The organism is Shewanella sp. 1180_01, from assembly GCF_052850535.1.
The window spans coordinates 31,272-46,625 of sequence record NZ_VXCT01000010.1 but is presented as its reverse complement, the minus strand read 5'-3'; the positions used below and the strand labels follow the sequence as shown (position 1 = coordinate 46,625).

Annotated in this window: 10 protein-coding genes and 1 pseudogene; 1 reads left to right on the top strand and 10 read right to left on the bottom strand. The window is 48.4% G+C overall.

Translation table 11 applies throughout. From position 1 onward, the window contains the following. Nucleotides 1-149: 149 nt before the first annotated feature. The 3 genes and pseudogenes from FW758_RS07935 to FW758_RS07925 all read right to left on the bottom strand — a co-directional run bounded on the left by FW758_RS07935 (nucleotide 150) and on the right by FW758_RS07925 (nucleotide 5,124). A complete protein-coding gene (locus FW758_RS07935; RefSeq protein ID WP_446445103.1) occupies nucleotides 150-1,109 on the bottom strand; it encodes a carbohydrate kinase family protein in 960 nt (319 codons plus the stop codon). Between the two features lie 119 nt (nucleotides 1,110-1,228). Next, nucleotides 1,229-3,625, bottom strand: a pseudogene (locus FW758_RS07930) (TonB-dependent receptor domain-containing protein). A gap of 278 nt (nucleotides 3,626-3,903) precedes the next feature. Continuing rightward, on the bottom strand, nucleotides 3,904-5,124 hold the full coding sequence (locus FW758_RS07925; RefSeq protein ID WP_446445102.1) for an MFS transporter: 1,221 nt from the start codon (nucleotides 5,122-5,124) through the stop codon (nucleotides 3,904-3,906). Between the two features lie 261 nt (nucleotides 5,125-5,385). Here FW758_RS07925 and gtfA point away from each other — a divergent pair, with 261 nt between their 5' ends. After that, nucleotides 5,386-6,864 carry a sucrose phosphorylase gene (gene gtfA / locus FW758_RS07920; protein WP_446445101.1) on the top strand — a complete coding sequence of 493 codons (1,479 nt, stop codon included), beginning with the start codon at nucleotides 5,386-5,388 and terminating at the stop codon, nucleotides 6,862-6,864. Nucleotides 6,865-6,978: 114 nt separating this feature from the next. On the opposite strand, the gene FW758_RS07915 is transcribed toward gtfA, so the two are convergent. The 7 genes from FW758_RS07915 to FW758_RS07885 form a co-directional block, all read right to left on the bottom strand. Then, a complete protein-coding gene (locus FW758_RS07915; RefSeq protein WP_012196489.1) occupies nucleotides 6,979-8,010 on the bottom strand; it encodes a LacI family DNA-binding transcriptional regulator in 1,032 nt (343 codons plus the stop codon). Nucleotides 8,011-8,102: 92 nt separating this feature from the next. Then, nucleotides 8,103-9,566, bottom strand: a complete 1,464-nt coding sequence (locus tag FW758_RS07910; RefSeq protein ID WP_446445100.1) for an MFS transporter — start codon at nucleotides 9,564-9,566, stop codon at nucleotides 8,103-8,105. Between the two features lie 58 nt (nucleotides 9,567-9,624). Further along, complete coding sequence (locus FW758_RS07905) at nucleotides 9,625-10,089, bottom strand: NlpC/P60 family protein (RefSeq protein WP_006083761.1); 465 nt, start codon at nucleotides 10,087-10,089, stop codon at nucleotides 9,625-9,627. Between the two features lie 136 nt (nucleotides 10,090-10,225). Beyond that, complete coding sequence (locus tag FW758_RS07900; RefSeq protein ID WP_063881847.1) at nucleotides 10,226-10,963, bottom strand: sulfite exporter TauE/SafE family protein; 738 nt, start codon at nucleotides 10,961-10,963, stop codon at nucleotides 10,226-10,228. A 134-nt stretch (nucleotides 10,964-11,097) separates the two neighbouring features. Beyond that, nucleotides 11,098-12,342 carry an L-lactate MFS transporter gene (locus FW758_RS07895; protein ID WP_011982018.1) on the bottom strand — a complete coding sequence of 415 codons (1,245 nt, stop codon included), beginning with the start codon at nucleotides 12,340-12,342 and terminating at the stop codon, nucleotides 11,098-11,100. Between the two features lie 107 nt (nucleotides 12,343-12,449). After that, the gene (locus FW758_RS07890) at nucleotides 12,450-13,181 is read right to left on the bottom strand and encodes a LytR/AlgR family response regulator transcription factor (RefSeq protein ID WP_006083764.1); all 732 of its coding nucleotides are present in this window, start codon (nucleotides 13,179-13,181) and stop codon (nucleotides 12,450-12,452) included. Further along, on the bottom strand, nucleotides 13,175-14,848 hold the full coding sequence (locus FW758_RS07885; protein ID WP_446445099.1) for a LytS/YhcK type 5TM receptor domain-containing protein: 1,674 nt from the start codon (nucleotides 14,846-14,848) through the stop codon (nucleotides 13,175-13,177). Before FW758_RS07885 ends, FW758_RS07890 begins: the two co-directional genes overlap by 7 nt. Nucleotides 14,849-15,354 lie beyond the last annotated feature (506 nt).

Sequence of the window (15,354 nt, the reverse complement as noted above, 5' to 3'; positions counted from 1 at the left end):
AGCATAAATGCTCGGAAAAGGGGGCGACTAAAACGTGATTAGGTTCGCGCTATGCTATTGAAAAATGGTGGGCGGAAAAACTAAAAGACAAAAAATCCAAGGCAAACTCAACAGGCTCGCCTTGGATTTTATCGTTAATGCAGTCAGGTTTAGCTAACCTGCGCCAACGTAGGTAAGGAGAGAAACGCGCCTTTTTGCCCGCAGGTAATTGCGCCACAGCGAGTTGCAAACCCCACCGCCGCCTCTAAGTGCGCTTTGCTTTCGAGCCTTTGTTTCAAGGTCAAATTGCCTAAATCGTATTCCAGCTCTAAGCCTAAGGCGAACAGGAAGCCTGAGATAAAACTGTCGCCCGCGGCCGTGGTATCGACGGCTGAGATTTTGGGGACGGGAACGCTAAACCTTTGCTGCGCTGTGATGCATTGCACTGGTTTGGCGCCATCGGTGACCAAAATCACCTCAACCCCTTGGGCGAGGCAGAACTGCAGATAATCTTCAAAGCTCTTATCCCGCGCCAGCGCTAAATAGTCCGCTTCTTCACGGCTCATTTTCAGCACTTGAGTGTAGCGAAAACACTGCTCAACACGCTCGGCCAGCAAGGACGTATCCTGCCACAGGGATAAACGCAGGTTCACATCGAAACTCACTAAGGTCGCGAATGCATTGGCACAACGCGCACCATAAAGGCTAGTGTTAAAGATGGCGGTTTCGGTAAAGGTATTCGAGCAAAGGTGAAAGATATCAATCCCCTGCCATGGAATATTGTCAAAATGCTGATTGCTGTAGCGCATGTCGGCTGTGCCATTTCGGTTAAACTCAAAGGTGCGCTCACCCTGTTCATCTAAATTCACCAGCACAATCGCGGTAGCGGCGCCCGGCACTTCGGCCAAATAATCGGTCGCCACGCCCTGATCCGCTAAGGCTTGCTTTAACATAACGCCATAATGGTCGGCGCTGATGCCACCGGCAAAATAACTCTTACCGCCGAGTTTAGCGTAACCCACGGCCACATTGGCGGGCGCGCCACCCGCAATCGGCTGATGATGTTTGCCCGTGGCATCGGTTGGCAGCAAGTCAACTAACACCTCACCGAAACTGAGTAATACCGTCATTTTCACTCCAACTTTGTTTTCTATATTCTGTATTCTGTAGCAGGCAAAAAGCCCACTTTCATGGGCTGTTTTGGGCTTAGCATTTTTTCTGCAAAAACAGTTTCTGTAGCAAGATCCGCTTAGAACTCGTATTTAAGCGTCGCACTAGTGGTGCGGCCATTAATGGTACGGGCACGGATGATATTGTTATCAGGGATTGAGCCTTCTTCCGCCTCAGTAATACCAGTGGCATTAAACAAGTTGTTGACGTTTAAAGACACACTCATGGCTTCGGTCAGATTGTAAGTTGCAAAGGCATTTACTTGGTTGTAACCGTCGAAACTTAAGTCGTTATTATCTTGAGCATAAGAATCCGTGGTGCCGATTAAGTTAACGCCCACTGAACCTTGGTCAAAGTTGTAACGGCCCATCAAGGAGTAGATAAAATCAGCCTGTCTTCTTGGGGTGTTACCCACCACTTCTGGCGTCAATGCATCTTTAGCAATCTCAGCATCGGTCCAGGTCAGGTTGCCTCTAAAGTCGAAGTCACCGATAAAATAGGCCGACTCGATTTCGATACCTTTGGCTTTGTACTTACGGTCGAAGAAACGTTGGCTTGTGGCTTCAAAGTTTTGCTCTTCGGTTTCAGAGTAGAACGCCGTCGCAAACACAGACAAATCATCGTAACGGTACTTAACACCTAACTCATACTGGTCAACGATATCAACCGCATCTTCCTTCGCCACTGAACCATCGGCACGCACCTTACCAAATAACAGACGGTCGGCATTGGCGCGGCCACCGTGACTCAAGCGACCAAAGGCGGCTAAGTCACTGGAAAATTGATAGTTAGCACCTAATGAATAAGAGGTGTAACTCCAATCGTAATTTACTGGCTGAGGATTCGCATTATCAATAGAAGACACGCTCTGCTCAGGGATTGAAATCACCCCATCTAGATTCATATCCACTTGCGACTGCACGCTACCGGCGTAGTTACCGCTCGCATCACCGCTGTCATAACGCACACTGGCATCGAGGGACAAGTCACCAAAACTCGATGCTAACGCGAGGTAAGGCGCTTTAATGGTGTAGTCGGTATCGTAATTACGTTGGCAACAATTTCCCCAGTAAGGCACGCCATAACCATAGAGGCCATTGTCAGAATACGCAGTACCATCGGCGGCAACCACATCTAATAGCGCGGCATTATCGCCTTTGACTTCCATCAGATAAGAGTTCCACATCCAACTCATGCCTATGTTTTGGGTGGCATTGTAATAACCTAAGGTCACGCTGGTATCGTCGAAGGTTTTAGTCAATTTGAAGTCGTTTACGATTGAGCCAAAGTCATTCATCTGCACATCAAAGGTATTGATACGCATGGCTAAACCGTCCATCTGACTACCAGAATTAGGTCCATTAGCGTAAATCAACTTAGCGCCAGCGCCTGCAATACTGGTGGCGATGTCGCTACCGTTTGCCACTTCGGCGGGGAATGGCGCGATGAAGTTACCGCTCACATCGGAGAAACGGAAACGGTTTTCGACCTGCCAATCGTTACCTAAATCGAAGGAGGCTTCTAAGCCGACAGAATTGACTACAGGATTCATGCCATCGCGCATATCGCCACGGCGACGTTCGCCATCGGCACCTAAGCTCAAGGTTGATTGGAAATACGCGGATTGAATCGCATCGGATTTAGCATCAAAACCTGGGATTGAACTGCCATCCGAGTACATAGGCATAGGTAAGTAACCAATGCTTTTATCATCTAAATGTTTGAAATACAGACGAACATAACCTTTATCGAATTCTTTGGTTAAGTTAGCTTTGATCTGGCCGCCTTTGTTGGCGTTATAGCCAGCATCGCGTGGGCCTTCGCCCGTGCGCACAAAACCGCCCACATGGAAACGCAGGCTGTCGTTGATGCTAGTGCCGTATTCAAAGTCGGTACGGAAAGTGTCGTAATCCAGCCCTAAGGTGGTAGCCACACTGCCCGAATCCGAGGTGCCCGTTTTACTGATCACGTTGATAATGCCGCCTGGCGCATTACTGGCCGCAGTCGATGCCGAGCCACCACGGATAGATTCAATGGTTTGCACTGTTGAATCTAAGCGTAAAAAGATGTCTGCGTTACCGAAGGCGATATCGCCAAACTGCAGGATTGGCAATCCATCTTCTTGAATTTGTAGGAACTTAGCACCACCAGACGCCACAGGTAAACCACGCACGGCAATGTTAGCGTTACCTTCACCACCCGTTGATTCAACCTTCATCCCCGGAATAATACGAAATGCTTCGGCCGATGAACGTGGCGTACTCACTTCAAGCTAAGCCAGTGACACGCTGCTAACTGACACACTAGAGTCCATAACACGAGTGCCACGGGCAACCCCAGTCACGGTAATTCTTTCTAAACCTAACGCGTCTTTCTTGGCTTCTTCCTGTTGTGGTGCGTCGGCAGCCCAAAGGTGAGAACTCACCAACACGGCCAATGTACTTAACAAGAATTTCTGTGATGTGCTTTTTATCATTTTTATGTCCCCACCCATATTTGAGATGCAGCCCGCTCTCCCCATGGCTACATCTACCGAATTGTGATTAATCGAAGAACCATCTTAGTGATTACTCAAGGTCATATTGAATTTAACCCTGAATCAACTTAATCGATTAAGTTAACAAGTTAGCAACTTAACAACAAAAAGCAAGTGCATTTTTTGCACAATTTTGGTTCACACACGGGATGTATCAGATCAAAGTATTGATTAATTAAAGAAATGTGACAGAAAAATATTTCCTGTCACAGTCCAAATTAGTGCGCTTCAACCGTTAACAAATGGCGGGCAGGATCTTTAACGAGATTAAATCCGCTGAGGAGGCATAACAAAAGGGCAAAACCAGTGGCAAGGTAGAAGCCATATTTAACATGGCCGAAGATATCGCCCACTAACCCCATCAACAAGGGGCCAACGGCGGCGGACACGGCAGTAAAAAACAGAATCACCCCAGCAACAGAGCCATGCTGATCCACAGGGAAACAGCTAATCCCCTTAGAGTTAAGCGTGGGATACATCATCGACATAAACAGCCCAGACAAGGGCAGCAAGACAACAGCTGCCTCAATGCCGTAGATCATAGACCCAAGATAACAAGCACTTATCGCGAAACTAAACCAGAACATTACTTGCTGCCACGGGAAGCGATCGAGCACCCAGCCACCTAAAAAGCGGCCACCCGCACGCAGGGTAAAAAAGATCGTCAAGGCATAAGCGGCCAAGGTGGTGTAATCGCCTTGATAGCTTTGCAGCAAGGTCGGCATCCACACATAAATCGCCACTTCGGTGGCAACATATAAACCTATCGCGAGTGAAAACCCTAATGCATAAGGGTTTTTCATCATCTTAAAGGTGCTGGCAAGGTTAATGGCATCCGTCGAGGAGCGCTTAATTTGCGGATAATCCGCTCGGTAAGCTAACCAGCACAGCACTAAACAGAAGCAACCTGCGCCAAAATACAGATACTTCCAAGAGACGCCGCTGATCAGTAAATAACTAACAATGGCTGGCCCTATCATGGCGCCGACACCAAAGTAGCCCTCTACCGTATTCATGGTGCTCGAATGCTGTTTTGAGGAAGTCGAGATATCGCCAATAAGCCCGAGTGCGCCAGTTTTAAAGACGCCAATCGCCGTGCCGACAAAGGCGAGTAGGAACAAGAAATAGTAAAACGACTCCCCCAGCGCGAACATAAAACAGGCGAGCGCGAATAATAATAACCCCAATAGAATGGTTAACTTACGCCCTATCTTATCCGCCAAGAAGCCTAAAAAAAGTCCACTCATCGCGATAAAAATCATCGGCATATAATGGAATGCACTGGCCTGCGACATGGACAAACCAAACTGGGATATCAACTCAGGAATAATGACGCCCACGGCATCTGAGGTCATAGCGAACATGAAAAACATTAAATATGTGAGTACCCGAATACGGGTGTGATTGCGGTTATCGCAACCTTTTGAATCACTTACCATACCATTTCACCTTATCGTTATTATACCTACTCGCTCTCAGCAGCTCAGTAACAGCATGCTGAAAGGGTTTCGGCTTTTGTGTACAGCAGTGAGCCAGCCTCCCCCAAAACTTGAGACTAACTCAAAAATCCAACAAACCACTTGAATAATGTTTCATATTGGTTAAATATACAACTTAATCGATTAAGTTTAGTTGTGCAATCAATTAAAGGATTGCCATAAACCTTTACTCTAAAAAGACAACTCAAGCGTGGGCAAAGTATGAAAAACCAAGTGCAACTGATCACCTATGTCGACAGGATTACCAATGCAGGGCTCAAGGAGCTCAAAGCGCTACTCGATGACGAGTTGCAAGGTCTATTCGGCGGCGTACATCTTTTGCCTTTCTATTTCCCCATTGACGGCAGCGATGCGGGCTTCGATCCGATAGACCATGTACAAGTCGATTCACGCTTAGGCAATTGGGATGACGTTAAACGCATTGGTGACGACTACGACATCATGGCCGACCTTATCGTTAACCACATGTCCGCCGAATCACCAGAATTTAAAGACGTGCTCAAGCACGGCAAGCAATCGGCTTACTGGGATTTGTTTTTAACCAAAGACAAGGTATTTCCTGAGGGGTTAAGCGAGCAAGATCAAGCCGCTATCTATCGTCCGCGTCCGGGCAGTTGTTTTAGCACTTACACCTTAGCCGATGGCTCGACCGAAGAGTTTTGGACCACCTTTACCCGCAATCAAATCGATATCGACGTTCATTCCGCCGCGGGTAAAGATTATTTAAACCGAGTGCTGGCGCGTTTCGACCACAGTAAAGTGAATCTGATCCGCTTAGATGCTGCGGGCTATGCGATTAAAAAGCCCGGCACTAGCTGCTTTATGATTGAAGAATCCTTCGAGTTCGTGGATAAATTAGCTAAGCAAGCCAATGAGTTAGGCATGACAACCCTGGCCGAAATACATTCGCACCACATGACTCAGGTCGAGATCGCCAAACGGGTCGACATGGTGTACGACTTCGCCCTGCCACCGCTCATCCTGCACACGCTGTTTAGCCAAGATTGCCAAGCCTTGACCCATTGGCTGGAAATGGCGCCGCGCAACTGCATTACCGTACTCGACACCCACGACGGCATCGGCATTATCGACGTCGGCCCTATGGATGGCTTGCGCGGATTATTGACCGAAAATCAAATCGATAATCTGGTTGAAACCATACATGGCAACAGTAAGGGCGAGAGCCTTCAAGCCACAGGCGCGGCCGCCAGCAACGTCGATTTGTATCAAATCAACTGCACCTATTACGATGCCCTCGGTCAGAATGACCTAGATTATTTGATGGCGCGGGCGATTCAGTTTTTCGCACCCGGTATTCCGCAGGTGTATTACGCGGGTCTGCTGGCGATTCCAAACGATATGGATCTGCTCAACAACACCCATGTCGGTCGCGATATCAATCGCCCTTATTTGAACCGTGAAAAAGTGCAGCAAGCCATGCAGAAACCTGTCGTTAAGGCGCTGACTCAGCTGATTAAACTGCGTAATAGCAGCCCAGCCTTCGATGGCCGCTTTACGATGGCATCCGCAGAACGCACGTTAACCTTATCTTGGAAAGCGGCCGATTCGCAGGCAAGTCTCACCCTCGACTTTGCCAATAAAGATGGCCAAATCATCCTTTTAGATAAGCAAGGTAAAGAGACACAAGTGTCGTTATCAAAACTGTTGGCTCAAGCTTAAGCTTGCGTTCCTGTTCGGACTTGAGCTTAGGTTTAAGTTCAAGCTAAGCGGCATAGTGTTGAGATAGCAAAAAGGCGCATTGAATGCGCCTTTTTTAGTTAAAAGATGTAAAGACTAGCAGCTCTTACCGAGACGTAATTCATAGCCCAAGACTTCCGCATGCACAGCATCACTGACAAACATTTGTGCCGCTTTGCGGCCCTTCTGCTCAGAGTACTGATAGACAGTCGTTAACGGCGGATTTGAACGTGTGCCTTCATCTATGCCATCAAAGCCCACGACTCGCACATCTTCAGGAACATTCAGCCCCATGGCCTGCGCCTCACCGAGCACACTCAAGGCAATTAAGTCACTCATGCATAAAAACACATTCGGCCGCGGAGTCGAATTCAACGCTTCTTTTGCCGCTATCGCCGCGTAGTCGGCATTACTCTCGGGGATATTCCAAATGCGGTCCTGCCCCAGAACAACGCCCACTTCTTCAATCGCTTGCAAGTAACCCTGTAATCTTTGATGGGCAACAGAGGTATCGATTTCTAACAAATTCAAATCATAAACGCGGCACGTTAAGTGGGTATCGAGCAAACGTAACCCTAAAATGGCCACATTGTCTGCGGGTGACTGCAATGCCAGTTTCGCTACTTCATAGGCGGCTAACTTATTGTCTATGCTCACAGATGCATTGCGGTGGATATCAAAATCGACCGTGACGACCTTTTTCTTAACCTGCTTTAACTGCTCGGCTAACAGGGCATTGCGCGGGCGACCATAACAAATAAAACCATCCACAAAGTCAGCCACCGCATTCACACTGTCTGAGCTGCCCGAAAACAGCAGTAAATTGAGTTTTTCTTGTTCTAAAACAGAGGCCACGCCCTTCATAAATTTACTGGCGACGGGATCGGACACCATGTATTCCACGCTGTCCGACAATACCAAGGCGACAGTATCGAACTTGCCCTTACGTAAGGATTGAGCCGCTTTATTTGGCCCGAAATACCCAAGCTTAGTGCAGGCAGCTAAAATGTCGTTACGACGTTTCTCAGATAATTGGTCGGGGCGATTAAACGCGTTAGAAACAGTGGCATTAGAGACACCCAACTCGTTGGCTATGCTCTTTAGGGTCCAGTGTTTTGTTGTTGTCATGCTTATGTCCTGGAATCGAATAAGGCCACAAAAATACGGCTCAGCGCAAATAGTACACGGCTTAAATGGGTCGTGCACCTGCAAATCTAGGCTTAATGCGCAGTTTCGCTATCGTGATCTTTTAATGCCGTCGCAGGGGATAGAAAACCGACTATCGCGGCACACAATGCCACACCCGCAGCGGCCATAAATCCAAATTGGAAGGCGTGATGCACCACCTCTGTCGGCAATGTTTTAATAGCAGCGATGCCAAGCTCTGAACCCTTGAGTGGCAACAAACTATAAAGCAGCACGCTAAACAGCGCAGTACCAATAGTAGCGCCCATAGAACGACACAGTGACACCATGGCCGTGATCTGGCTGAGTCGCGCCTTGCCCGACACGCTCTGCACCACTAGCTGCACGCTCGGCATCACAGTCCCTAATCCTATTCCGACCAACACACCTAAGCCGCCGATTACATTGGCATTAGGCGGCACAAAACTAATCAATAACAAGCCGATGAAAGCTAAGCCCATACCAAAGGTCGGCAACCACTTAGGCGCGACATCTTTACTTAACAGTCGGCCCGCAATCGTCGAGCCAGTGACAATACCAAAGGTCATAGGCAAGAGCAGCAAGCCGGTTTTGGCGGGATTGGTGTGTAAGCCCACTTGCAGATAAATCGGCAGGAAGAAGATCATCGCAAACAAACAGGCCGCAAACAGCGCCGCCGTCAGCAGTGGCATATACACGGCCTTCTTCGCCAGTAAATCTAACGGCAGAAACGGGCTCGCCAATCGCCGCTCCCACAATAACAAGCCTAAAATGCCGAACACCACAAAGACGGCAAAGCCTAAGCTAGTCGCAGAAAGCCAAGCAAACTCTTGCCCCGCCACAGATAACCAATATAACAGTGCGGTGATAATGGTCGGAAACAAGACCACGCCCACTAAATCAAACTTGCCGTGGCGTACGGGTTTAACACTGCGCTTATGCAGCCCATTGAGTCGCCATACCGCCAGCATAGCCAGTGGAATATTCGCCCAAAATAGCCAATGCCACGAATAGGCATGTACCACAATACCGCCAATAACAGGGCCGCCAACACTCGCGAGGGTAAACATAGCGGCAAAATAGCCTTGGAAACGCGCCCGCTGCCGAATGGGGACTAACTCACCAATCAAGGATTGAGACAAACTCATCAAGCCGCCACCGCCCATGCCCTGCAAGATACGTCCGGCGATCATATGATCCATAGTGCCCGCACTCGCCGAAACGATGGAGCCCAGCGCAAAAATTACTATGGCGATCATCAGGATTTTCGCGCGACCGAAGTTATCCCCTAACCAGCCATAAATAGGCACAGAAGCGGCCATCGCCAGCATATAACCGATAGTGATCCACGAGGCTTGGCGCAGGCCGCCAAGATCTTCAACTATGGCTGGCGTCGCTGTCGCGAGTAAGGTTTGATCGACCGCCGCCAAAAACATGGGCAAGAATACGGCCGAGAAAATGGCGAGAAAAACAGAAGTCGGTAAAGGGTCACTCTGGGATAACGCAGGCTCTAAGGACATATTGTCTCCGCTAACTCATCAGCCAAAGTGCAAAAAGAAAGTGCATAAAGAAGATGTGCTAAATTCGCCGTGCATTCCAATACTTAGACGCCCAATAACTGTTATGCAGGCTCGAAATCTTCACCCCTTGGCTAGTGGAAACATGGAGAAAATTATCGTCGCCCACATAAATGCCGACATGGTGTGTGCTCCAACCTGTCTTGAAAAATACCAAGTCGCCCTTGCGCAGTTGATTTCTCGGCACGGGTTTCCCTAGGGCTTGTTGTTCTTCAACCGTGCGCGGCAAGGTCATACCCAACATCTTCTGATAGGCAACCGACACAAAGGCCGAGCAATCTATGCCCCGCTTAGTGCCACCGCCTAAACGATAGGGCACACCGCGCCACTCAGAATGCAGTTCGGAGATATTGCTATCGTTCCAAACCGTGGCGGGTTCAACTTGCTTTACCACAGGCTTAGGTTCTGGCGCGCTAGCACAAGCGCCAAGGCCTAAGGCTAAGATAACTATCAGTAATCGTTTCATAGCTTCAAACTCATTGCAGGCAGATTTCACAGTAACGTAATTTTGATTTTTTATCAGGTAAATTCAGGGCGGCTGGGGATAAAAACCCCCCAACACCCGCGCACACTAGCAGACTAATCTAACCCAAAGCTTAAAACTATAACGCCGTCCACAATAAACGCACGCCCACCAGCACCATTAAAATCAAGATGATGCGTTTAAATAACCTGTCGTTAATTTTATCTTGAATAAACAAACCTAGCTTTACCCCTAACCATGCCAGCGGCACCAGTAACAGGGAAACTAAAATATTCTCTTGGTTAATCTGCCCAAGCAAACTGTAGGGGATCAGCTTGACCAAATTCACCACAGCAAAAAACACCACAGCCGTGGCTAAAAACTCCGCCTTAGCCAAACGCAGCGGCAACAAATAAGCGTTAAGTGGCGGCCCGCCCGCATGGGCAACAAAGCTAGTAAATCCCGCAGTTAAGCCACACAAGCGTCCTACCAGAGGTGAAGGTGATGCTTGAGTTCTATCCCCCAGAATCAAACCATACAAACCAAAACCGAGGGACACACAGCCTAAAATCGCCCGTAGATATTCTTCATTCAACCTGTCAAACAACAGATAAGCGATAAAAATACCCACTATTGCCGCGGGCAGTAATATCCATAAATGACGCGGATTATGTTGCCCCCACCAAGAACGTACGCTTAAAAAATCCATATAAATCAGCAGCGGTAACATAAGCGCTGCCGCTGTGGTAGGGCTAATGGCCAGCGCCAATAGCGGGACAGTTAAGCCGCCCACGCCACCCGCAAAACCGGATTTAGAAATCCCCGTAATCAATACTGCGGGTATAGCCACCAACCAAAAAAGAGGGTCCGTTAACATCAACACATCCTGAATAACGCTTTATGGCTATCAAGTTACCTGTTGTTGAGGTGATAAAAAAGCAAAAAATCCGCAGCCATTTAGCTGCGGATTTTTGTTTTAGCTTTTGGCTAAGCCGGACTAAGTGTTTGTGCTTAAGCCGATTCTGCCGTCATGTTCACTAAGCGCGGTGTACTCTTAGTCGCTTTCTTGGCTGACACTGGGTTTTTAGGTTCTGGCAAACGTATGGTTAATGACATCACTAACGCCACCACCAGCAGCACTAAAATCACGTTGAAGGTCGCAATAAAGCCACCGAATAACGAGGCGACAATCGAACCGATAATGCTGCCGACACCAAAACCTAAGTAGATAACCCCATAGTTTTTAGTCAGGTTATTAAGGCCGAAGAAGTCGCTCACCAGTGAGGGATAAACAGTGATAGTGCCACCAAAACTAAAGGCAACGCAGGCAACGGCAACGAAGAACAGGTTAGCATTCAAAGGTACAAACAGTAGTAACACCATACCGACTAAGGTGATGATCTGCGCCAGCGAAATAACGCGAATGCGAGGAATTTTGTCCGACAGGATACCCAGCACCAAACGACCACTGAGGTTCGCCATGGCAATTACCGCAACCGCATTAGCAGCCACCAGTACTGGCAAGTCGACCATCTTCTCGCCGATATCTTTCGCTACACCAATCACATACAAACCACTCATACAGGCGGACAGGAACATCAGCGCCAGCATCCAATATTGCGGTTTACGCATGGCTTCTGCGAGGGTGAAGTCGCGGCTTTCGGCTTGCTGACTTGCGGCTGATTGTGCAGGTGCATCTTTCATCAACATGCCGCCACACAACACCAGCGCCATGGCGATTAAGCCCCACAGTTGGAAGGTGGTTTCAAGGCCAGTATTTTCGAGTAACAGCACGTTGATGTACTTAAATCCAAGGCTACCTAAACCATAAGCGCCAATCGCTAACGCCGAAATCAGCCCTTTGCGTTCGGGGAACCACTTCACGCAGTTAGATAAAGTCATTAAGTAGCCAGTGCCATCGGCAAAGCCCACTAAAATCCCGGCACACAGGTAAAGCATCATCAAGTTACTGGCTTGGGCTGTGAGTAAGAATCCCAGCCCGAGTAATAGGCCTGCGCCTAAGGTGACATTACGCACACCGAAGCGTTCCTGTAATTTGCCCGCCATGGAAGATGCCACGGCCAAAGACAAACTCAGCAAACCAAATACAAACGCCACTTGGCTGACAGGCTCGTCGAGCTTCGCAGCCAACTGCGCATTGAACAGGCTCCAAGTGTAAACTGAGCCGAGTGCAAACTGGGTGATAATAGTACCAACTAAGGTCAGGTACCGAGTACGGTTCATCTCTTTAGTCATGATGCATCTCGCTTTAGGGGATCAGGAATTGAGTCCACTATAAGAGAGATGCCATTCGCGCCGATCAATTAAGGCATGAAATACAGATCTGCAGGAATGAATGACAATTACAGCCTCATCAGCTGTCGAAAAGCCTTAATATTACTACGGCTAACGGGCACCTCGAACGACAAATCATGCAATCGGATCAGGTAAGTACTATTGAACCAAGGCACGATTTCGCGGATCTTGTTGATATTGACGCAATAGGAGCGGTGGCAGCGGAAAAAGCCTTCGGCGGGCAAGCGGCTGACAAACTCGCTAATGGTCATCTGCATCACATAACGGTCGGTGCGGGTATACACATAGGTGAGTTTTTCATCGGCCTCGGCGTAATAAATTTGCTCGCAGGGCGTGACGATAATCCGCTCACCCTTGACTAAATTCACGGTACGACTGGCATTACTCGCCGCTTCATGTTGCGGCTTTGGCGCTTGTCGCCCCGCCTGTTCAATCTTCTGCAATAAGCTGATGATCCGCGGCTCATTGTAGGGCTTGAGAATATAATCGAAGGCTTCAAGCTCAAACGCTTCTACCGCAAATTCTTTATAGGCAGTCACAAACACCACATGGGGTGGATGGGTCGATTTATGCAGATTCTTCGCCAACAACAGGCCATCGATGGACGGAATTTGGATATCCAAAAACACCACATCAACCTCATGATCCTGCAGATATTTAAAGGCCTCCAAGCCATCCTCAAAGCTTGCCACTATGTCTATTTCACTGTGGCTCTTTACTAAATACTCCAGCTCCTCACGGGCCAGATATTCATCTTCAACTATGATGGCTTTTAACATACTTGCGCCTCATTTTCCGGTAAATAAAAGCTGACTTCAGTCCCCGGTTCCAGCCGTTTAAGCTGTAAACCTTCGCCGTACAATAACTTCACCCTCTGGTGCACATTCATTAGCCCAATACTGCTGCTTTCTATGCGACCCGCGGCGACGCCATCTATCACCTCTTGGCTGATGCCATAACCTGTGTCACGCACGGCCACGCGAATGCCAGAATCGAGTTTTTTCACTTCTATGGTCACTCTGCCCGGCGCACTGCGCGGCTGAATGCCGTGCAAAATGGCGTTTTCCACCAGCGGCTGCAACAAGAGGCAAGGCACGCAAAAATGCACATCGTCGACATCGAACACCACTTCAAGCTTGTCGCCAAAGCGCGCCTGCTCGATCGCCACATAATCGCGTACTTGTTTGACTTCCTCTTGGATATCAATCAGCTCATCGCCCTTGGCTAGGTTATAGCGCAGATAATCGGCCAGATTGGCAATCAACTCCCGCGCCTGCTGTGGCCGAATACGGATCAGAGAAGAAATCGCATTGAGGGCATTAAACAAAAAGTGCGGGTTAATCTTACTCTGCAGCGCAGTAAATTCCGCCTTGCGGGTCATCTCCTGCAGTTGCTCAATACGCGACACTTCCATCTGGGTCGAAATCAGCTGCGACAAGCCCACCGCCATTTCCCGCAGCGAGCTGGTAATCCGATAGTTATTGCGATAATAAATCTTCAGCGTGCCGCTCACAGTGCCATTTTCACGCAGCGGGATTATGATGACCGAATGAAAGTCCGATAAATGATATTGGCGTAAGTCGTTGTTAATAATGTTTTGATCTAGCTCTATCGCCCTTTGAGTCATCTCGCTAATCGCTTGATGACCATCGACCTCGTAGTAATCTTTGCCAACGCCCATATAGGCTAATACATCGCGAGTATCGGTAATCGCCACGGCATCAGCATGGATTTCATTACGGATCACGCCGCACACTTGCTCTAAGGCATAGCGGTCAATTTTGCGGAAGAAAGGTAAGGTTTTGTTGGCAATATCCAGCGCGAGCTTGGCCTGCTTGGCGGCAATGAGCTCTTTCTCATCATCGAGATCTTGCACTAGCTTAATAATCAGTCCGATGCACACAGTGCCCGCAATCATGGGATAGGCAATATGGCTCACTATCTCTACACCTACTTGGTGCGGCTCTGTCAGCAGCCAAATCAACAACATGGTCAGTGTTTCGCACAACATGCCCGCCACAATGCCATAAATCCATAACTTAGATTTAGGACATTTATAGTAAATCCACGTCGCCATTAGACCGGCAATGATGCTGGCGATTAAACACGGAATAGAAGTATCGCCATCCATATCAATCAGATATCTATGTAGCCCCGACAACACGCCCGCGGGAATGCCGACCCAAGGGCCAAATAAAATCCCGCCGGAAATAATAGCGATAATACGCACGTTAACCAGCGCGCCTTCAACCTCAATACCGGTATAAGTACTGAACACCGCAAATAAGCAAAATATCGCCGCCACAGAGACCAGCTCTGCGGGAGTGTGATTACGCTTCTGGAATAAACGCTGGAACGGTCGAGTGCGGGTTAAAAAGAACAAGGTCATCAGCATCAAGGCCGCCCGTTCAAATACCGCCAGTAACATCATTTGATTTTCGAGCACGCTTTCCCCTTAATCAATCACGCTGAGTGACAGCCTAATTCTATATGTGAATTCTATCTGTGTTAGTGTTAAGCAGTATGCTGAATGGATTACGGCTTAGGCTGGCAATATCGCCGCCAACACCTGTACCGATAAAAGATAGACTCGATTTTGCAGATCTGACTTAACGCGTGAAGGATAAAAATCACCGAGACTAACCCTGAACTCGTCCGCTATTACGGCTCGAGTAAAACATCAAACGCTAATGCCCCACATAAATACAGGCTTGCTAAAGTAAAGGACAGCAAAAACTCCCATACCCGCGGGCTCAGTCACATATTCACGTTTGAATTGGGTTAACAAAGTTATCGAAGGGCGATTTTAACAGCTCAATTACCCAGCCATATGACAGCGTCGATTTGCAAAATCCACGGGAATACCCGAAGCTAAAACCTTCGGCTCGAATGCAAGATGGGATCTGAAACCAGTTCAGCATGCCAGACTAACACTAACTAAGTGTGTCCTCG

Excerpts from the sequence above, each read along its gene's own strand:
- FW758_RS07935 (WP_446445103.1), bottom strand. The coding sequence starts at position 1,109 with ATGACGGTATTACTCAGTTTCGGTGAGGTGTTAGTTGACTTGCTGCCA.
- FW758_RS07925 (WP_446445102.1), bottom strand. The coding sequence starts at position 5,124 with ATGGTAAGTGATTCAAAAGGTTGCGATAACCGCAATCACACCCGTATT.
- gtfA (WP_446445101.1), top strand. The coding sequence starts at position 5,386 with ATGAAAAACCAAGTGCAACTGATCACCTATGTCGACAGGATTACCAAT.
- FW758_RS07915 (WP_012196489.1), bottom strand. The coding sequence starts at position 8,010 with ATGACAACAACAAAACACTGGACCCTAAAGAGCATAGCCAACGAGTTG.
- FW758_RS07910 (WP_446445100.1), bottom strand. The coding sequence starts at position 9,566 with ATGTCCTTAGAGCCTGCGTTATCCCAGAGTGACCCTTTACCGACTTCT.
- FW758_RS07905 (WP_006083761.1), bottom strand. The coding sequence starts at position 10,089 with ATGAAACGATTACTGATAGTTATCTTAGCCTTAGGCCTTGGCGCTTGT.
- FW758_RS07900 (WP_063881847.1), bottom strand. The coding sequence starts at position 10,963 with ATGTTAACGGACCCTCTTTTTTGGTTGGTGGCTATACCCGCAGTATTG.
- FW758_RS07895 (WP_011982018.1), bottom strand. The coding sequence starts at position 12,342 with ATGACTAAAGAGATGAACCGTACTCGGTACCTGACCTTAGTTGGTACT.
- FW758_RS07890 (WP_006083764.1), bottom strand. The coding sequence starts at position 13,181 with ATGTTAAAAGCCATCATAGTTGAAGATGAATATCTGGCCCGTGAGGAG.